Source organism: Pseudoalteromonas sp. AS84 (assembly GCF_038900255.1).
GTDB lineage: Bacteria > Pseudomonadota > Gammaproteobacteria > Enterobacterales > Alteromonadaceae > Pseudoalteromonas.
In genome coordinates, this window is the sequence record NZ_JBBMQY010000003.1 from 83,572 (window position 1) to 103,361 (window position 19,790).

At 38.8% G+C, this 19,790-nt stretch carries 19 protein-coding genes; 15 read left to right on the top strand and 4 right to left on the bottom strand.

What is annotated here, in order from left to right:
- Positions 1-20: 20 nt before the first annotated feature.
- The 5 genes from pstB (at position 21) to WNY79_RS04620 (ending at position 4,741) form a co-directional block, all read left to right on the top strand.
- Positions 21-848 carry a phosphate ABC transporter ATP-binding protein PstB gene (gene pstB, locus WNY79_RS04600; protein WP_007586464.1) on the top strand — a complete coding sequence of 276 codons (828 nt, stop codon included), beginning with the start codon at positions 21-23 and terminating at the stop codon, positions 846-848.
- A 46-nt stretch (positions 849-894) separates the two neighbouring features.
- On the top strand, positions 895-1,596 hold the full coding sequence (gene phoU / locus WNY79_RS04605; protein ID WP_007586465.1) for a phosphate signaling complex protein PhoU: 702 nt from the start codon (positions 895-897) through the stop codon (positions 1,594-1,596).
- 150 nt (positions 1,597-1,746) lie between these two features.
- Positions 1,747-2,424 (top strand): TIGR00153 family protein, encoded by a 678-nt coding sequence (locus WNY79_RS04610; protein WP_024600191.1) that lies wholly within the window; start codon positions 1,747-1,749, stop codon positions 2,422-2,424.
- A 39-nt stretch (positions 2,425-2,463) separates the two neighbouring features.
- On the top strand, positions 2,464-3,732 hold the full coding sequence (locus WNY79_RS04615; protein WP_007586466.1) for an inorganic phosphate transporter: 1,269 nt from the start codon (positions 2,464-2,466) through the stop codon (positions 3,730-3,732).
- Positions 3,733-3,814: 82 nt separating this feature from the next.
- Positions 3,815-4,741, top strand: a complete 927-nt coding sequence (locus WNY79_RS04620) for a hydrogen peroxide-inducible genes activator (protein WP_024600190.1) — start codon at positions 3,815-3,817, stop codon at positions 4,739-4,741.
- An 18-nt stretch (positions 4,742-4,759) separates the two neighbouring features.
- Here WNY79_RS04620 and WNY79_RS04625 read toward each other — a convergent pair whose 3' ends face one another.
- Complete coding sequence (locus WNY79_RS04625) at positions 4,760-4,972, bottom strand: hypothetical protein (protein WP_002957835.1); 213 nt, start codon at positions 4,970-4,972, stop codon at positions 4,760-4,762.
- Between the two features lie 181 nt (positions 4,973-5,153).
- Positions 5,154-7,685 carry an EAL domain-containing protein gene (locus WNY79_RS04630; RefSeq protein WP_342875272.1) on the bottom strand — a complete coding sequence of 844 codons (2,532 nt, stop codon included), beginning with the start codon at positions 7,683-7,685 and terminating at the stop codon, positions 5,154-5,156.
- A 187-nt stretch (positions 7,686-7,872) separates the two neighbouring features.
- Between WNY79_RS04630 and queA the strand changes: the two genes are divergently transcribed.
- The 7 genes from queA to WNY79_RS04665 all read left to right on the top strand — a co-directional run bounded on the left by queA (position 7,873) and on the right by WNY79_RS04665 (position 16,157).
- Entirely contained in the window at positions 7,873-8,904 is a 1,032-nt protein-coding gene (queA, locus tag WNY79_RS04635; RefSeq protein ID WP_197185572.1) for a tRNA preQ1(34) S-adenosylmethionine ribosyltransferase-isomerase QueA, read from the top strand.
- 183 nt (positions 8,905-9,087) lie between these two features.
- A complete protein-coding gene (gene tgt / locus WNY79_RS04640; protein WP_024600187.1) occupies positions 9,088-10,215 on the top strand; it encodes a tRNA guanosine(34) transglycosylase Tgt in 1,128 nt (375 codons plus the stop codon).
- A gap of 25 nt (positions 10,216-10,240) precedes the next feature.
- Entirely contained in the window at positions 10,241-10,576 is a 336-nt protein-coding gene (yajC, locus tag WNY79_RS04645) for a preprotein translocase subunit YajC (protein ID WP_002957830.1), read from the top strand.
- Between the two features lie 19 nt (positions 10,577-10,595).
- Positions 10,596-12,455 (top strand): protein translocase subunit SecD, encoded by a 1,860-nt coding sequence (gene secD, locus WNY79_RS04650; RefSeq protein ID WP_010554381.1) that lies wholly within the window; start codon positions 10,596-10,598, stop codon positions 12,453-12,455.
- A gap of 9 nt (positions 12,456-12,464) precedes the next feature.
- Complete coding sequence (gene secF, locus WNY79_RS04655; RefSeq protein ID WP_024600186.1) at positions 12,465-13,412, top strand: protein translocase subunit SecF; 948 nt, start codon at positions 12,465-12,467, stop codon at positions 13,410-13,412.
- 129 nt (positions 13,413-13,541) lie between these two features.
- The gene (locus WNY79_RS04660; RefSeq protein ID WP_342875273.1) at positions 13,542-15,329 is read left to right on the top strand and encodes a bifunctional diguanylate cyclase/phosphodiesterase; all 1,788 of its coding nucleotides are present in this window, start codon (positions 13,542-13,544) and stop codon (positions 15,327-15,329) included.
- A gap of 18 nt (positions 15,330-15,347) precedes the next feature.
- Positions 15,348-16,157, top strand: coding sequence for a transporter substrate-binding domain-containing protein (locus tag WNY79_RS04665; RefSeq protein WP_342875274.1), 810 nt, complete (start codon positions 15,348-15,350; stop codon positions 16,155-16,157).
- 53 nt (positions 16,158-16,210) lie between these two features.
- Here the strand turns inward: WNY79_RS04665 and suhB are convergent, their stop codons facing one another.
- Positions 16,211-17,014 (bottom strand): inositol-1-monophosphatase, encoded by an 804-nt coding sequence (suhB, locus tag WNY79_RS04670; protein WP_007375998.1) that lies wholly within the window; start codon positions 17,012-17,014, stop codon positions 16,211-16,213.
- A gap of 276 nt (positions 17,015-17,290) precedes the next feature.
- On the opposite strand from suhB, the gene WNY79_RS04675 reads away from it, so the two are divergent.
- Positions 17,291-17,707 carry a VOC family protein gene (locus WNY79_RS04675; RefSeq protein WP_024600183.1) on the top strand — a complete coding sequence of 139 codons (417 nt, stop codon included), beginning with the start codon at positions 17,291-17,293 and terminating at the stop codon, positions 17,705-17,707.
- A 38-nt stretch (positions 17,708-17,745) separates the two neighbouring features.
- On the opposite strand, the gene WNY79_RS04680 is transcribed toward WNY79_RS04675, so the two are convergent.
- Positions 17,746-18,408 (bottom strand): LiaF domain-containing protein, encoded by a 663-nt coding sequence (locus tag WNY79_RS04680; protein ID WP_024600182.1) that lies wholly within the window; start codon positions 18,406-18,408, stop codon positions 17,746-17,748.
- 328 nt (positions 18,409-18,736) lie between these two features.
- Here WNY79_RS04680 and WNY79_RS04685 point away from each other — a divergent pair, with 328 nt between their 5' ends.
- Positions 18,737-19,303 carry a BON domain-containing protein gene (locus WNY79_RS04685; protein ID WP_165735438.1) on the top strand — a complete coding sequence of 189 codons (567 nt, stop codon included), beginning with the start codon at positions 18,737-18,739 and terminating at the stop codon, positions 19,301-19,303.
- 71 nt (positions 19,304-19,374) lie between these two features.
- A complete protein-coding gene (locus WNY79_RS04690) occupies positions 19,375-19,533 on the top strand; it encodes a YqaE/Pmp3 family membrane protein (protein ID WP_002957822.1) in 159 nt (52 codons plus the stop codon).
- The last annotated feature ends 257 nt before the right edge of the window (positions 19,534-19,790 follow it).

Consider the following 19,790-nt stretch of genomic DNA (forward strand, 5'->3'; position numbering starts at 1 on the left):
AGATTTTATAGGTAACAAAAATGATTACAGTCGCTCCAAAAGTAAACCAAGCTAATATAGGCCAGAAGTTAGACCTAGAAAATTTAACGGATGACCAAAAAGCGCTAGAGATTAAAGATCTCGATCTTTACTACGGTGATAAGCAAGCGCTTAATAAAGTAAATATGAACATTCCAAAAGGCCAAGTAACTGCGTTTATTGGACCATCTGGTTGTGGTAAATCAACTCTATTACGTTGCATTAACCGCATGAATGATTTGGTTGATATTTGTCGTATTGAAGGTGAAATATTACTTCACGGTCAAAATATTTACGATAAGAGCGTAGATGTAGCAGCACTTCGTCGTAATGTAGGTATGGTGTTTCAGCGTCCTAACCCATTTCCTAAATCAATTTATGAAAATGTGGTTTATGGCCTACGCTTACAAGGCATTAAAGAGAAGCGTAAGTTAGACGAAGTGGTAGAGCAATCACTTCGTGGTGCTGCTTTATGGGATGAAGTAAAAGATAGATTACACGATAGCGCGTTTGGCTTATCGGGTGGTCAGCAACAGCGTTTAGTTATTGCTCGCTCAATTGCAATTGAGCCAGAAGTTCTTTTATTAGATGAGCCTACATCGGCACTCGACCCAATTTCTACTTTGGTAATCGAAGAGCTAATAAACGATTTAAAAAACCAATTTACCGTTGTTATTGTTACTCATAACATGCAACAAGCAGCACGCGTATCTGATCAAACAGCCTTTATGTATATGGGCGAATTGATTGAGTACTCAGACACAAATACCTTATTTACTACACCAACGAAGAAAAAGACCGAAGATTACATTACCGGTCGTTACGGTTAATTAGTCCGTTATAGCGTGTTGTGCAAGATAAAGAGAGAAGGTAACTATGGAACATAATATTAATAAACATATTTCTGGGCGTTTTAACCAAGAACTAGAAAATGTACGTAATCATGTATTAAGCATGGGTGGATTAGTTGAGCAGCAGTTAAATAGTGCGCTTGATGCTGTGAGCCGTAACGATGCAGAGCTTGCTCAAAAGGTACGTCAGAACGATTATAAAGTGAATGCTATGGAAGTAAGCATTGATGAAGAATGTACGCGTATTATTGCGCGTCGCCAGCCTGCAGCAAGCGACTTACGTTTAGTGATTGCAATTGCAAAAACAATTGCTGATTTAGAGCGTATTGGCGATGAAGCTGAGCGAATTGCTAAAGTTGCACTAGACTCATTTACTAAAGATCAGCAAGATTTATTAGTAAATATTGAAAATATGGGCCGTCAAGTTTTAAAAATGCTACACGACGTACTAGATGCATTTGCGCGTATGGATGTGCAACGCGCATTTCAAGTACATAAAGAAGATGCAAAAGTTGACCGCGAATATGAAGCTATCACACGTCAAATAATGACTTACATGATGGAAGATCCACGCTCAATCCCTAAAATCATGGACTTAGTTTGGTCTGTTCGCTCATTAGAGCGTATTGGTGATCGCTGTCAGAACATTGCTGAATACATTATTTATTTTGTTAATGGCAAAGATATTCGCCATACATCTCAAGAAGATATAGAAAAATCACTATGATTTTTTATCCATCATGTATTTCTATTAAAGCGGCTTAGTGCCGCTTTGTGTATTGCAAGCTTTAGTGAAGTAATAAAAAGCGTTCACAATCTTGGTTAATACTGTAAAATTCATGCTGCAAAGCATATCAATTTGATTAAAGGGTCAGTTATGCCTACAAACGCGTTTTTAGGAGTATTTGCAAAATCTCCTATCAAACCAATGGAAGAACACATCAAGAAGGTTCATCAAGCAAGTAAAGCTTTGATACCTTTTTTTAATCACGTATTTAAAGAAGAGTGGGTACAGGCAGAAGAGCTTCGCATCACGATTCGCAATTTAGAACGTGAAGCTGATGATATGAAAAGAGATATACGTTTACAGTTACCGCGTGGTTTATTCATGCCGGTAGAGCGTACAGATCTTCTCGAATTAGTAACTCAACAAGATAAAATTGCCAATAAAGCGAAAGACATAGCTGGGCGAGTGATTGGTCGTGAAATGACCATTCCAAAAGTTATGCAAACAGACTTTTTAGCTTATTTAACACGTTGTGTAGATGCGACTAAACAAGCATCAAAGGCAATTAACGAGTTAGAAGAATTGCTAGAAACGGGTTTTAAAGGTCGAGAAGTCACCTTAGTAGAAAAAATGTTAGTTGAATTGGATGCGATAGAACAAGACACGGATGAAATGCAAATAAAAGTACGCCGCCAGCTACGTGATGTAGAAGGTGAGTTAAACCCAATTGATGTAATGTTTTTATATAAAATTATTGAATGGGTTGGCGAGCTTGCAGATATTGCAGAGCGCGTAGGATCACGTCTTGAGCTGATGTTAGCTCGTTAATTTAAAATCAGTTCAAACACGAAAGATTAAGGTTTTACAATGGATATCATTGCATCTTACGGCACGGTATTAATTTTAATTGCCGCAGCAGTCGGCTTTTTTATGGCTTATGGTATTGGCGCGAATGACGTAGCTAACGCCATGGGTACATCTGTAGGTTCAAAAGCACTTACAATCAAACAAGCAATTTTTATTGCGATGATTTTTGAATTTGCAGGCGCTTACTTGGCAGGTGGTGAGGTTACATCAACAATTCGTAAAGGAATTATTGATGCGGCACCATTTGCAGATATTCCGGAGCTTATGGTTCTGGGTATGATTTCGTCTTTATTTGCAGCGGGTGCTTGGTTATTAATGGCCTCGTTCTTAGGTTGGCCAGTATCAACGACTCACTCAATCATTGGTGCAATCATTGGTTTTGCGTTAGTTGCTGTCGGCACTGAGGCGATTCAATGGGATAAAGTAGGTGGTATTGTTGGTAGTTGGATTATAACGCCCGCCATATCAGGCTTTATTGCATACTTAATATTTATGAGTGCACAAAAACTTATTTTTAATACAGATGCACCTCTAAAAAATGCTAAACGCTATGTACCACTTTATATGGGTTTAGCAGGTTTTATAATGGCCTTGGTTACAATTAAAAAAGGCTTAAAGCATGTTGGTGTTGATTTAGGTGCAGCCGAAGGGTATGCCCTTGCAATCGCAGTTGCAGTAGTTGTTGCTATTATTGGTAAAATTGCTATTTCTCGTTTAAATATCGATCCAAAAGCAGATAAACAAATGCAGTTCAACAATGTTGAAAAAGTGTTTGCTGTTCTTATGGTATTAACAGCATGTTGTATGGCCTTTGCACATGGTTCTAACGACGTTGCTAATGCAATTGGTCCATTAGCTGCTGTTGTAAATATTGTTGAAAACAATGGTGAAATTGCTAAGAAAGCCGCTATTGCTTGGTGGATTCTACCTTTAGGTGGTTTTGGTATTGTTGCGGGTCTTGCTATTTTGGGCAAAAAAGTAATTAAAACGATTGGCGAAGGCATTACACATTTAACGCCTAGCCGTGGTTTTGCTGCTGAATTAGCCGCTGCTTCTACCGTTGTTATTGCATCAGGTACTGGTATGCCAATCTCTACTACTCAAACCTTAGTAGGTGCGGTATTAGGTGTAGGTATGGCACGTGGAATTGGTGCACTTAACATGGGTGTTATCAGAAACATCGTAGTTTCTTGGGTAATTACATTGCCAGTTGGCGCTGCCCTTGCTATTGTTATTTTCTACGTACTAAGAACCGCATTTGGTGTTTAACAAAAAAGTACTCAAAGACTTTTAGCTTGAAAAGATCTCAATGCCCTAGGTGTTGGGGTCTTTTTATTTGTGGAAAGAAAAAATGACCAATCTTCCAAGTATCAAACAGCTACAGTATTTATTAGCTGTTCATCAACATCAGCACTTTGGCAGAGCTGCCAGTGCCTGTTTTATTGGGCAATCTACTTTAAGCAGTGCTATTCAAAATCTTGAAGAAACTTTGGGTTGCCAGCTTATTGAACGCGAAAATCGCAGCCTCATGTTTACCAGTATTGGTGAAGAAGTTGTTGAGCGCTCTCGTAAAATAATTAACGATACAATTAGTTTAAAAGAGCTCACTAAAAGCTTTTTAACACCACTGAGTGGTAAATTAACGGTGGGTGTTATACCTACAATTGCTAGCTTTATAGCGGCTCCTCTGTATCACTTTTGTAAAGAAACCTTTTGTGATTTAGAGCTGGTATTAATAGAAGATACGAGTGATAAGCTACTGGATAAACTTGAGCATGGGCATATTGATTTAGCGCTACTTGCACTGCCATACGAAACCGATAAATTTCATACACAAGTATTGGCAAAAGATCAGTTTAGTTTAGTGCACCATAAGGATTACAGCGCTGCAAAGGGCGTAGTCGACTTTAATCTATTACCAGAGGCTAGCGTATTCTTACTTGAGCGTGAGCACTGCATGACAGGCCATGCGCTTAGTGCATGCCATTTAAACCGTGCTAGTTGTATTAACCCATTTGAAGCAGCAAGCTTGCATACATTATTAAGTATGGTTGAGCATCAGCTCGGGGTGACTTTTTTACCACAAATGGCGATTAACGCCGGAATTTTAGATAATAAAAATATGGTGGCTACACCATCACAAAGTGATGCATATAGAGATATTGGCATATTGTGGCGTAAAACTACGGGGCGGATCCGCGACTTTAAGTTATTTAGTCAACAGCTTGAGGTATTTTTAAAGCGCCAATGTAGTTTAGATTTTTCTAAATTAGAATAGGAAATGAATGAAAGCAGCCTATAAAGGCTGCTTTTGATTTTGAAGATGGCTTTCAAAAGGCTCAAGTTCGGGTAAAAATAGTAAATAAATCCATACCACTAAGTTAAAGTAAGGCACGCAGCCTAATACAGTAAAAACCTTAACTGGGTAGCCTTTAATATTTGCGTAACGATAACACTGATACGCGATTGCAAAATGTATAATCAGTAATAACATAACTAGCTGTGTCATACCTTTCTCCTTAAAAGCCCAAATAGCTTTGAAACCCACTATAAATATCAGTACTACGTCGCCAAAAGGTAATGTCATGTTTTTAAAGTGAAATGCATTAAAAGGTACGACATTTTTCATTTGATACTGAAAGTATAGGCAAGAAAGGTAATATTGGTAGTAACAAATTGTTTAATTTTGTTTATTTTGGGCTAGCTTGTTGTTGGTAAAACGTTTTATTTTTTGAAATTTTTTCAAGTTCATCTTTTACTTTTTCAACAGGTATTGGGCGTGCAATAAAGTAGCCTTGTCCATAATCAACACCTATCTCTTTTAGTGCAAAAAATATCTCTTCGTTTTCAACGTATTCCGCTACAGAGCGCTTATCGAGAGACCGACTAATATCATTTATTGCTTTTACTAACGCTAAGTCTATAGGGTCATTAAGCATGTCGCTTACAAATGAGCCATCAATTTTTACATGCTGTGCCGGAAGCTGCTTTAAATAGTTAAATGTACTAAAGCCAGTTCCAAAATCATCAATAGAAAAATGACAGCCTAAGCTATTAAGCTTCTCGATCATTTTACGAGTCGCTTTTAAATTGTTAATACTTGCTGATTCAGTTATTTCAAAAATTATCCGCGAAGGGGGCACGTTATACTTTTCAAGATTTGATTCAATTAATGGCAGTAAGCGTTCATCTAAAAATGATTGTGCTGACAAATTGATAGCAACTTGGTTTAACTCTGGGTGCTTAGACACACAAGCAACGGCATTACGTATAACGCATTGATCCATCAAAAATGTGTCGTTAAGCATCTCTAAAGAGGGAATAAATTGATTTGGGTATACAAGTTCACCTTTGAGTTTTAAGCGTAAGAGCGCTTCAAAATAAGCAACTTTACACTCTTTAAAATCCCAAATAGGTTGGTAATGCAGTTCAATATTATCTTGCTGCAGTGCTTGGCGAATTTCGTGACCCCATTCAAGCCCTGTTTGAAGCGTATTGTTTTGAGCATCTTCTTTTGAATAGCAATGTACTAAGTTACGCCCTAAATTTTTGGCAATATACAAAGCAATATCAGCTTGTTTTAAACACTCATTAGGATCATTATTTTGTGTCGTAATTTGAGTTAAACCGATAGAGCAGCTAATTGTATATATCTGATCTTCTGATTTAAAAGCATGTTTTTCTATCGCGCTGCACACACCTTCAGCAATAAGGTGTGCATCCAGTAAATTCATATCGGTAAGTATTACTGCAAACTCATCGCCGCCTATTCGGCACACTAAATGGTCTTCGCCAATATTTGCTTTAAATAATTGCGCCACTTCTTTTAATACTATGTCACCTTGGTGGTGACCTTTGCTGTCGTTTATTATTTTAAAGTGATCGAGGTCAATATAAATAACAGCATGCTCTATGCCATCATACGTGTATTTATCTTGGCATATTTTATTAAGCTGTTGATCGAAGTAATAACGGTTGTGTAAACCAGTTAATGGGTCATGGTGTGCTAAATGACGTAGTTGGATTTCTGCTTGTTTACGTTCGTGTATGTTGTCGATAGTGGCGGTTATGGTCGCGTTATTACGACTATTTTTGATTAGCTGTAATCTGCATTCGACCCAAATTAAATTGCCATTTTTATGGGTGAGCTTTACTTCTATTTGTTGCTGTTGCTCGCCACCATGTAAAATGTCGTTAATAGTGTAATTTAGTCTTCCTTTATCTTCGTTATTACAATAAGCGCTTAATGGGTTTTGTAGTGATGATTTAACACCAAAACCGCTTAATGCTTCCCAGGCAGGGTTAATAAAACGAATATGACCTTGTTGATCAAGCTCTAAAACAACCGTATTCAAATGCAATAAAATACGCTGATGAGCCGAAAATAACTCCTTATAACGCACTTCACTCACGCTTAGTTGCTCTACTTTGTAAGCAAACTCAGCATAACTCACCATAAAATCTTCACGTCGTGCGGCGTGGTCACACACTTTATTTAAAAATGAAGGGTCGTATGGGGCTCTAATAAAGTCGGTAACACCAGAGAGCAAAAGCTGCTCAGCGTAATCAGCATCATCACTTTCTATAATAGTAACAATAGCTTGTTTGGAATTGTGCTGTAGGATTTCTTCAACGAGTACACTCGAGCTCTCTGCACTTGATGTCGTGGCATCGAGTAGCACAATTGAAAACTGCTGTTGGTTGTAAGCGTTTAGTGCTGCTTTGGCTGAGGTAACGTGAGTAATAGCAAAGTTTAACTTTAACTGTTCACTAATTTTGTCGGCCGTATTTTGAAGTGGCTCTAATAGCAATAAATTTAGTCGGCTACTTTTCTCTAGGTGAGTAGATAGAACATTCGCAAGCACTTGGGGAAGCATGTCTTTATGTTCAAATGGTAATACAGCATCTATCCCGTAGCTTCGGGCTGTTGTTTCGGCAATACGCTCACAGTAAATTGGCGGGATAAGTAAAATTGGGGTGTTTTTTGGTGTTTTTAATAATCCTGAGCGGATCATCCTCGAAAAGCGCCAGCCGTCAATTTTACCAACATTAATGCCCGTTATTATAATATCAACAGGGTGTTGTTTTAAAAGCTTTAAAGCTTGTTGGCTATCTTGCGCATCAATAAAGGTAAATACATTTAAGCTATCTAAAGTGGCCTTAATCGCGCGGCGTTCAGCACTACTTGCGTTTAATATTAGCAATTTAAGCTGGTTTGGCACGTGTTGATTACCTCTAATGTAACTTATAATAATTCAGCCGAACAAGAATAGTGACATTTAACCATAAGAACAAGAAAATTAAATGACAAACACGTAAACAAGGCATTATAAGTTTGGCTGATTTCTTGAGCTTAATATCCGATACATATACACTTGGCGCGATTTTAAATGATGTGGATTACTAATTATGCGCGTGGCTGACTTTAGCTTTGACTTACCTGATGAATTAATAGCTCGTTTTCCTAAAGCGGACAGAACTAGCAGCCGTTTACTTACTTTAGATGGCCCAAGCGGAACTCTAGAACATAAAGTGTTTAGCGACATACTTGATTTAGTAAACGAAGGCGATTTGTTAGTCTTTAACAATACACGCGTTATTCCAGCACGTATGTTTGGTCAAAAAGCCTCTGGCGGCAAAGTTGAAGTGCTTGTAGAGCGAGTGCTAGATGAACATCGAGTACTTGCACATGTACGCGCGAGCAAGTCGCTTAAGGTTGGTAACGAAGTTATTCTTGAAGGCAAAGCTAAAGCAATAATGGTTGCACGCCACGATACATTATTTGAGCTTGAGTTTGATCATAGCCAAAATGTGCTAGATATACTTAATGATATTGGCCATATGCCACTGCCTCCTTATATTGACCGACCTGATACCGAAGCTGATCGCGAGCGTTACCAAACTGTTTATGGAGAAAAGCCAGGTGCAGTTGCTGCGCCAACAGCGGGCTTACATTTTGACGATAAGTTAATGACGGCACTAAAAGATAAAGGTGTAAACATGGCCTTTGTTACTTTGCACGTGGGTGCAGGTACTTTTCAGCCAGTACGAGTAGATAGTGTTGATGAGCATATAATGCATTCCGAGTACATAGAAGTGCCCGATGATGTAGTTGCTGCCGTTGCACAAACCAAAGCAAGTGGCGGGCGCGTAATTGCGGTTGGCACAACTTCAGTACGCTCATTAGAGTCGGCAGCTAAAGTTCACGGCGGCAAGTTAGATACGTATTTTGGTGATACCGATATATTTATTTTTCCGGGTTACCAATTTAATGTTGTTGATGCCATGGTCACTAATTTTCACTTACCTGAGTCAACACTCATAATGTTAGTAAGTGCTTTTAGCGGACAAGACAATATTATGGGCGCATACAATACGGCAATTGAACAACAGTACCGCTTTTTTAGTTACGGTGATGCGATGTTTTTAACACGCAAGTAACAGCTTGTTATTTAATGCTCAGTAAAAAACATTAAAAACCCCAGCTTCGTTGCTGGGGTTTTTGTTTAGCGTAATAAGCAAGATTGAATTTATCGCAGCTAATAGTATTAATGAGGCAAAAAGGGTAGAATCGAGCGGTTAAATTATAGCTTGTTGGACTGTTTTTCCGACATTGAGGATGATATGAAATTTGAATTAGATTGTACTGACGGAAAAGCGCGCCGCGGCCGCTTGATTTTTGACCGTGGTGTAATAGAAACACCTGCATTTATGCCTGTTGGTACTTACGGTACTGTAAAAGGTATGACGCCAGATGAAGTAAAAGCCACTGGTGCGCAAATATGTTTAGGTAATACCTTTCATTTAATGCTTCGCCCAGGTACTGAAATCATTAAGCAACATGGTGATTTACACGACTTTATGAATTGGGATTTCCCAATTTTAACTGACTCAGGCGGTTTCCAAGTATTTAGCTTAGGCGCAATGCGTAAAATCACTGAAGAAGGCGTGTTATTTCAATCTCCAGTAAATGGTGATGAAATTATGATGTCGCCTGAAAAGTCGATGGAAGTACAGCGCGACTTAGGCTCAGACATCGTTATGATTTTTGACGAATGTACGCCATACCCAGCAACTGAAAAAGAAGCTAAAGATTCTATGGAGTTATCTCTTCGTTGGGCTAAGCGCTCAAAAGAAGGGCATGGCGACAATCCATCAGCTTTGTTTGGTATTATTCAAGGTGGTATGTACCCAGAATTACGTGCACAATCGCAAGCAGGCTTAGAAGAAATTGGCTTTGATGGCTATGCATTAGGTGGTCTATCAGTAGGCGAGCCTAAAAACGAAATGATGAATATTCTTGATCATTGTGCGTTTAAAATGCCAGAAGACAAACCACGCTACCTTATGGGTGTAGGCAAGCCAGAGGACTTAGTGGAGTCTGTTCGCCGTGGTATTGATATGTTTGACTGTGTTATGCCAACACGTAATGCGCGTAACGGCCATTTATTTATTACCACGGGTGTAGTTAAAATTCGTAACGCAGTGCATAAAACAGACACAGGGCCACTTGACCCTGAGTGTGATTGCCATACGTGTAAAAACTATTCACGAGCTTATTTGCATCACCTTGATAAATGTAACGAAATATTAGGTGCGCGACTAAACACAATTCATAACTTACGTTACTATCAACGTGTTATGGAAGGTTTACGTAATGCGATTAGCGAAGGTAAATTAGAAGAATTTGTACAAGATTTTTATGCTCGCCGAGGCCAAGACGTGCCAGAGCTAGTAGATATAAAAAATTAAACTTTAAAATTAAAGAGGAAGTATCATGAGTTTATTTATTTCAAATGCACACGCAGCAGCTGGTCAACCTGCGGCAGGCGGTGGTTGGGAAATGCTAATTATGTTAGCTATTTTCGGTTTGGTTTTTTACTTTTTAATCTACCGCCCGCAAGCTAAGCGCGTTAAAGAGCACAAAAGCTTAATGAGTATGATGGCTAAAGGCGATGAAGTACTTACCCAAGGTGGTTTAGTGGGTAAAATTGTGAAAATTTCTGAAGAGAAAGATTTCATCGTTATCTCTTTAAACGAGCAAGCAGAAGTAACAGTACAAAAATCTGCAGTATCTGCAGTATTGCCAAAAGGCACAATGAAGTCGCTATAAAAATAATAAGGACGACCCCGTGTTAAACAAGTTTCCAGTTTGGAAGTATTTACTTGTTTTAGCTGTGGTAGCCATTGGCCTTTTATATGCCTCTCCAAACTTGTATGGTCGCGATCCGGCTATACAAGTTTCAGGTGCTAAAGGCGCTGATGTAGATCTCAGTGTTGTAGACAAAGTAAACGCAATCCTTGAAAAAAATAATGTAACCGCTAAATCGACAATACTTGAAGATGGACAAATTTTAGTTCGTTTAAAAAATGTTGAAGAACAGCTTAAAGCGCATGACTTACTGCGCGATTCTCTGAGCGACGATTACATTTCTGCCATTAATATGGCACCTGCTCAACCAGCTTGGTTAAAAGCGGTTGGTGGTAACCCTATGAAGCTAGGGCTTGATTTAAGTGGTGGCGTACATTTCACCATGGAAATCGACATGGCAACAGCGGTTGATAACCAGCTTGAGCAAATGGAACAAGATTTTCGTAGCGACCTGCGCGAAGAAAAACTACGTTACCGTAGTGTTCGCCGCGTAGCAGGCTCCGATCGTATGCGTGTAGAAATGCGTACCGAAGCAGATAAAGACGCAGCAGAGAGCTTCTTAGAAACTCGCTACCCGCTAAATGTCTACATTGATGACAGCAGTAACGATAAAGCATTCTTTGCTACAATGAGTGAGCAAAAACTCAAAGAGATTCGTGACTACGCTATCAAGCAAAATGAAACGATTATTCGTAACCGTATCAACCAAATTGGTGTTGCAGAGCCTAACGTACAACGCCAAGGCGCTGAGCGTATTATTGTTCAACTACCAGGTATTCAAGACACAGCACGCGCTAAAGAAATTTTAGGCGCAACAGCAACACTTGAATTTCGTGAAGTAGACGAAAACGCTGATATTAGCGCTGCTGCCCAAGGTCGTATCCCAGCGGGTACTGAAATGATCATGAGCCGCGACGGTTACCCTGTTGTACTTAAAAAGCGTATTATTCTAGAGGGCAGTCATATTACTGGCGCGCAATCTGGCGCTGATGAATACCAACGCCCACAAGTTAGTATTACGCTCGATAGCAAAGGTGGGGCAAAAATGAATGCCTTTACCAAACGTGCTATTGGTAAGCGTATGGCAACGGTATTTATTGAATATAAGCCATCAGGTAAAAAAGATGCAGACGGTAAAGCGCTTCCGCCTATTAAGGTAGAAGAAGTTATTAACGTAGCAACAATTCAAGCTCGTCTTGATCGCTCGTTCCGTATTACAGGTATCGATAACCCAGCTGAAGCACATAACTTAAGTTTGCTACTTCGTGCAGGTGCGCTTGTTGCACCAATTCAAATTGTTGAAGAGCGCACAGTAGGTCCAAGCTTAGGACAAGAGAATATTGAAGCGGGTATGACTGCGGTTGCACTTGGCTTTGCGTTTGTACTTGTGTTTATGCTTGTGTACTACAAAGGCTTTGGTATGGTTGCAAACCTTGCGCTTGCGGCTAACTTAGTACTGATTGTTGGTGTTATGTCTTTAATTCCAGGCGCTACACTTACTCTGCCTGGTATTGCCGGTATTGTATTAACGGTAGGTATGGCAGTTGATGCTAACGTACTTATTTTTGAACGTATTCGTGAAGAGCTGGCCGATGGCCGTAGCCCTCAACAAGCGATTCATTTTGGTTACGATAGCGCATTTAGCACTATATTCGATGCCAACATCACCACGCTAATTGCTGCCATTATACTGTTTGCAGTAGGTACCGGCCCAATAGCTGGCTTTGCAGTAACACTTGCGATTGGTATTTTAACTTCAATGTTTACAGCCATCGTTGGTACCCGTGCGGTAATCAACTTGTTTGTTGGTGGTAAACGTATTGATAAACTTTCGATTTAAGGAGCTGACATGCAAATTTTAAGTTTGGGTAGTAGAACCCTTCGTTTCATGTCTCTTCGTAAAGTGGCTATGGGTTTTTCGACGTTATTAATTTTAGCGTCGTTTGCATCAATTTTTGTTAAGGGCCTAAACTTTGGTTTAGATTTTACCGGCGGTACAGCGGTAGAAGTGGGTTTTTCACAACCGGCTGACCTTAAAAAAGTACGTGATGCACTAGCTGATAATGGTTTTGCTGATGCATCAGTGCAGCTATTTGGTTCAAGCCAAGAGATTTTAGTTCGCTTAGCACCACGCGGTAGCGATGTAAAAGCTGAAGTGATTGGTAACCAAGTAATCGACGCACTTAAAAAAGCAGACGACAGCGTAGTAATGCGCCGTATTGAGTTTGTAGGCCCAAGTGTAGGTGAAGACTTAAAAGAGCAGGGTGGCCTTGCCATGCTAACTGCGCTTATTTGTATCTTAATCTACGTTGCGTTTCGTTTTGAATGGCGCTTTGCTGTGGGTGCGGTAGGTGCACTACTTCATGATGTTATTATTACTGTGGGTTTATTTTCGGTATTAGGTTTAGAGTTTGATTTAACTATATTAGCGGCAATTCTTGCGGTAATAGGTTATTCACTTAACGATACGATTGTTGTATCTGACCGTATACGTGAAAACTTCCGCAAAGTGCGCATTGACGATACTGTAGAAATTATTGATATTTCACTTACACAAACACTTAACCGTACACTTGTAACATCAATCACGACTATTTTAGTATTGATTGCTTTGTTTGCATGGGGCGGACAAACCATTCATGGCTTTGCAACTGCATTGCTGTTTGGTGTGTTTATTGGTACTTATTCTTCGATTTATGTTGCGAGCTCTGTTGCTATAGCAATGGGCGTAAGCAAAGAAGACTTAATACCAGAAGTAATTGAAAAAGAAGGTGCAGACCAAGACGCTATGCCGTAACTAGGTTTGTACTTAATAAAAACCGCTCTTATGAGCGGTTTTTTTATGATCGCATTTTTTTGCGCAATAAAAATGTCATACACACTTGGTACTTTATTGCTCCAATCAAAATAGTTATTAGGCAAATACGTGACGATTCAGCGCAAAGTATTAGAGTACATTTTAAAAAGCGGTGAAATAACTACGCTGTTTCAGCCTATTTTTGATATTAGTAATCAAGTGATTTTGGGTTACGAAGCACTTAGTCGAGGACCTAAAAATAGCCCGTTAGAAATGCCTAATACGTTATTTAAAGTTGCCCATGAGGAGGGTTTAATTTCGGAGCTTGAATTACTATGTCGCTCAAAAGCGATTGAAAACTTTGTAAGGCTTAATCTACAAGGTAAATTATTTTTAAATGTAAGCCCTAAAACACTATTAGACCCTTGCCACTCTAAAGGGGAAACACTGCACCTAATAGAGCAATTTGGCTTAGCTGCTAACCGTGTAGTTATAGAGGTTACTGAGCAAGAAAAAGTAGATGATGGCTTCTTGTTATTAAAAACGATTGCCCATTATCGAGAGCTCGGTTTTACTATAGCAATAGATGATTTAGGCGCTGGGTATTCAGGATTAAAGCAATGGTCTGAACTATGCCCCGACTTTGTAAAGATTGACCGCTATTTTATTGATCATTGTGATGAAAGCGAAGTTAAAAAAGAGTTTTTGAAATCTATTACCGTTCTGGCTAGAGCTACTAATACTCAGGTTATTGCCGAAGGCATAGAGCGCGCAGAAGAGCTTACATTGGTAGAGAATTTAGGTATTAGTAATGTACAAGGGTTTTTACTCGAAAAGCCAAGCATAAAGCCAAGTGAGGACTTCAGCTCAGAACAGCTGCAGGCACTTTCATTTGTGCAATCAAACGCATTATTAGAACAATCAATGGCCATAGGTCGCCTATCGATTACGCAACCTGCAATAAATAGTGATACTCGTTGTAAAGATGCACATAAGCTCTTTGAGCAAGATAAATTACTTATAAGTATTGCAGTGTTAAGTACTGAAAACCAGCCAATAGGGCTACTTCACAGAGATCAATTAACAGAAGTTTTTGCAGCGCCCTATGGACATGCCCTTTACGATAAACGCCCAGTTACTGCACTTATGGATAAGCAGCCCTTAGTCGTTGATGAAAACCAATTACTCGATACCGTAAGTAAGCAAATAACTGAGCAAGACTTTGATATACGCCGCCATATAGTGATAACTAGAGAAAAAGCTTATTTAGGATTAGCGCCGCTTCGCGATATTTTAAAACACATAACCGAAGAAAAAATACGTCATGCACAACATGCTAATCCGCTTACTATGCTCCCTGGTAATGTAGCAATTAATGAGGCTATAGAGCAGCGATTAAGAGGTAGTAATTCGTTTTCACTCGCGTATATAGACCTTAATCATTTTAAGCAATTTAATGACTTATATGGCTACGCTAGCGGCGACAGTGTAATTAAACTATTAGCTGATGTAACAGTGCAAGCGTGTAAAAATAGTGCTAACTTTGTAGGGCATATAGGTGGCGATGACTTTATGGTGGTGTTTGATCAGCACAACGCTGTTGATATATGTAATACCATTATTGAGCAATTTGAACACCAGTCTCGTATATTTTTTACACCTGAGCACATAAAGAGCAAAGGGTATTGGGCCACAAATCGTGAAGGAGAAAAGCAATTTGTGCCTTTACTAACGTTATCGATTGGCTTAGTTGTGCCTGATTTACAGCAATGTAAAAACAGCCATCAGGTTGCAGCACTTGCAACTGATGCTAAAAAAGAGGCCAAACGTTATCGCCATAGTTATTTGTTTATTTGCAAACGTAAAGGGCCAGCTCCCGCTGTGGTGCGCTTAGTAAGCAATAAGCAGGTGATTTAAATAAAGTAGGTAATTGTTATGTTGCCAATAAAAATTTCTATTAGTGTATTAACTCTGTTTGTAAGTTTTGCACTTGTGGCGCAAGAGCAAATAATTAATGTAGCTCAAAAGCAAGATGTTCAAAATGCTCGTGAAGAGTACCTTAATGAGCTATTGGTACGTGCACTTGAAAGTGTTAACTATCCCAGTGTTATCCGAATGACCCCTATATCAGATCTGCAAAAGCGTAAGTTAATAAACCTAGATGATAACGAATTAGATATGTATTGGAGTATGAGTAGTCCAGAGCGAGAGACGCTCGCTTTGGCAATAAAAATTTCACTATTTAAAGGCTATATAGGTAAGCGAGCTTTGCTCACTAATAAACAAAATGTAGCACGTTTTAAAAACGTAAAAACTCTTGAGCAGCTAGGAGAGTTTTCAGCAGTGCAAGGTCACAACTGGCCAGATACAAGAATCATGTCGTACAACGGGCTACATGTAAGGCCGCTTACTAACTACCAAGCCATGTTTACTCTAACAAGCCGTGGGCGAATAGATTACTTTCCTCGCTCGTTTATTGAGGTTAATTCCGAACTTATCGAAAACAAGCAAAGTAACCTTGTTGTGGTGCCAAACTTGTACATAAGCTACCCAACGGGTATTTATTATTTTGTGACTAAAAGTAAACCTGAATTGGCAAAGGCTATTGAAGAGGGGTTAATTGTGATGCAGAAAAACGGCGAGTTTGATGCATTATTTGATGAATACTTCGCAAAGGATTTAAATACTTTACCGTATACAAAAGGCAAAACGGTTGAGATTAAACTCGATAACCCTTATTTTTAGGCACAAAAAAAGGAGCCTGAGCTCCTTTTTAGCATGCTATTAATAGCATTAAATTAGCGAAGTAACGACTCAGTTAATACTGGACGAATTTCACGAATAATTGCTTGGGTCAGTTTTGGTGAACCACAGATGATATTGCCGCTGTGGCTATAGTTATTACCACCAGCGAAATCTACAACCATACCGCCGGCTTCTTTAACCATTAGTTCGCCTGCAGCAGAGTTCCAAGGTTTTAAACCAATTTCAAAAAAACCATCAACACGGCCAGCTGCAACGTATGCCATATCTAAAGCAGAACAACCTGCGCGGCGAATGTCTGCAGTGTGTACAAACAATGCTTTAAACGCTTCAGTGTATGCGTCCATGTGGTTTTTGTTTTTGAAAGGGAAGCCAGTAGCAAGTACAGTGCCTGCAAGGACCGTTGTTTTGCTAACACGTAGACGTTTACTGTTTAACTGAGTGCCTTGTCCGCGAGACGCAGTGAAAAGCTCGCCACGAATTGGATCATAAATAACAGCTTGGTCTAAACGACCTTTAACTTTAAGTGCGATAGAAACCGCGTAATGAGGGATACCCTTGATGAAGTTAGTTGTTCCATCGATAGGATCTACAATCCATTGGTAATCATCATCCTTGCCTTTATGCTCACCTAATTCCTCACCAACAATAGAGTGAGTAGGGTAAGACTGTAAAATAGTGTCACGAATTACGGCTTCGGCTTCTTTATCAATGTTAGTTACTAAGTCGTTAGCGCCTTTTTGTTGCACTTCAACTTTTGATAAATCTTCACTTGCGCGAAGTAAAATTTTGCCTGCGTTGCGCGCAGCGCGAACCGCAATGTTTAACATTGGATGCATGGTATTACCTTTGGGTTGTAAAAGAACGTTTATATATTTCAGCCGGCGTATTTTAGCGACTTTTGACATAAAGTAAACAATAAACCCCAAATACTTATGTTTGTTTTTTATACAAGATTGAAATGTGTATATATTTTAAAAAAATAATAATGAGCAATTAATAAGTCATTATGTTCCTTTATGTGTTTATTAAATCGAATTAATTTTAAATAACGCTTTACCTAAAGTTAGCTTGAGGTTTTATCGTGCTCCTAACTTAATTGATAGGACAACATAATGTATTTAGAGCACGTAAACTTAGTCGCGAGTGATATAGATAGTATGCTTAAATTTTACCGAGCTGTGTTTCCACATTGGTCGATTAGAAGTGAGGGCAGAGGCGATTGGCATGGAAAACCAAGACGCTGGGTACACTTTGGGGATGACACGCATTATATTGCGATAAGCGATCATGGTGAGGGTGAAAACAGAAACTTATCGGGCCATCAAGTTGGTTTTGCACACTTTGCTTATGTAACTAGTAACTTAAATGAAGTAGTAGCACGCTTAAATAAAACGGGTTTTGGGATAAGTAAGCAAGGTAGTGAGAACCCTTTTAGGAAGAATGTTTATTTTATTGACCCCGCAGGGTTTGAAGTAGAATTTGTAGAATATTTAAGTGATATCCCAAGTGAGCGAAATAACGATTTATAATAGGTTAAGCACCGCAAAGTGCGGTGCTTAACGAGGCTTTATGAACGATTATTACCCGTGCCAAACTGAGTTTTTAGCTCATTTGCAAAGCTCATAAATTTTTCTTTAATTGTGCGCTTTATTTTTACTTCGACTGAGCCCATTACTGCCTTTCCTTCAATGTGAATAGTAGGACCTTGGCGTTTGTTAAGCGACACAGATTTATTTTCAAGGCTACTTAAAATACAAAACATTTTAGACACTACATTTACATGCTCTGGTACGTAAATCTCATCACTACCAAAAATACAGTTAACGTGAATAGTTACATTTTGATGCGCAAAAATGGCATCGGTAAAATCTAGCACCACCGATCCCATAAAGTTACTCAAATATATATTCTTTGGCACGACCCACTGACCGCTTCGCTCGTTAGAGCCTAAAATGCTGCGTAATGTAAAATCATCATCACTGTTTTGTTGTGCACTATAATGTGGTGTAAATTGCGATTGTTTTTCTGCTTTATATTGCTGATCAGTATTAAGTGTTAAATCTTCTACTAAGGCTAAAAGAGCTTCGTTGTTCGGTGCATCCATCGCGTTATCTAAGCGCCTCTCAAATGCATCAACAGAAATCACCCCATGACTGTAATTATAAATTAATTGATCAATTACTTGTTCGCGTACTTGCTCTATTGGGCGGTCTTCGACTTTTACAGACATGGGGCATTCCTTATTATATTTGCTATTAATACTGCTTCTGATGTTTATATGCAAAGCACGCACCAAACATAATAATCTTAATTATCAATGGTTTAATTTTCAATGATGTTTTATGTTTTGTTATATTAACGATAGATTAACCAAAAATGCAATTATCTAGTTATTTTCACTATTTGAGAAAGTTTTACCGAGTAGCCTGTAAATAGTTACACAGCTATAGATAGTGCCTTATCCCAAAATTATATCAAGCTGTTGAAATATATATAGAAATAAAGTTGGCCTAAAGCTCGCATTAGTTAAAGTGTCTTTAATCAAAAGGAGAAAGATTATGAAAACATTTAACAAATCTATTATCGCAGCTCTAGTTCTTGGTACTACGGCTATGGGTGCCCAAGCAAACAGCTGGGAAAACGAAAGTAAAGATGCTTGGATTGATGGTAAGGCAGAAACAGTTCTACTTATGAACACTAATCTAAACAACTTTGACATTAACACTGATGTAAAAAATGGCAAGGTAGTACTTACAGGTAAAGTTAATAGCGAGCTTGATAAAGAGCTAGCAGAAGAACTTGTACTTAGCCTAGATGGCGTATCTGATGTTGAAAACAGCCTTACTGTTGTTAAAAGCATGGACACAAAAGATAGAAGCAAAGACATGATGGACGATGATGATAACGACCTAACGGACGCTAAAATCACCACTGTAATCACAACTCGCTTCCTGTTTGATTCAGAAGTTGGTGGTACAGACATCGATGTTGATACCGACAACGGTATAGTAACTCTGAATGGCTCAGTAGAGTCTGAAGCTGAAAAACAACTAGCAGTTAAAATTGCTAAAAATGCTGAAGATGTTCGTGACGTAGTTGATAAACTATCTATTACTGCTGAATAACACAGTATAGTTAAGGCCCACTAACACTGGGCTTTACGCCTTTTAATGCTTAATTTAAATGGAGTTTAATCATGGATATTATTCGTATAATACTTTCAGTTTTATTGCCGCCATTAGGTGTATTTTTGCAAGTTGGCTTAGGTATGCATTTTTGGTTAAATATTTTATTAACACTGTTAGGTTATTTCCCAGGGTTAATACATGCGATCTACATTATTGCGAAAAAATAATGACAGATTATATATTGTGTAAGCCGACTACTGAGGTTTAGCTAAATAAAAAACTTCAGTACTGATCGGCTCACAATATTAGTTTTTAAAGTAATATTTTTTATCAAGATCTAATTTTTAATTTACTCAAACTAAGTGATTTATTTCTTGTAACTCACTCCCAACATTCCCTCAGCCACACCTATCGTTTACTTCAATTAAGCTTTCTAACTAACAGTAGTGTTCTGATTCTGTATTGATGCCATTTAGAAAATCTT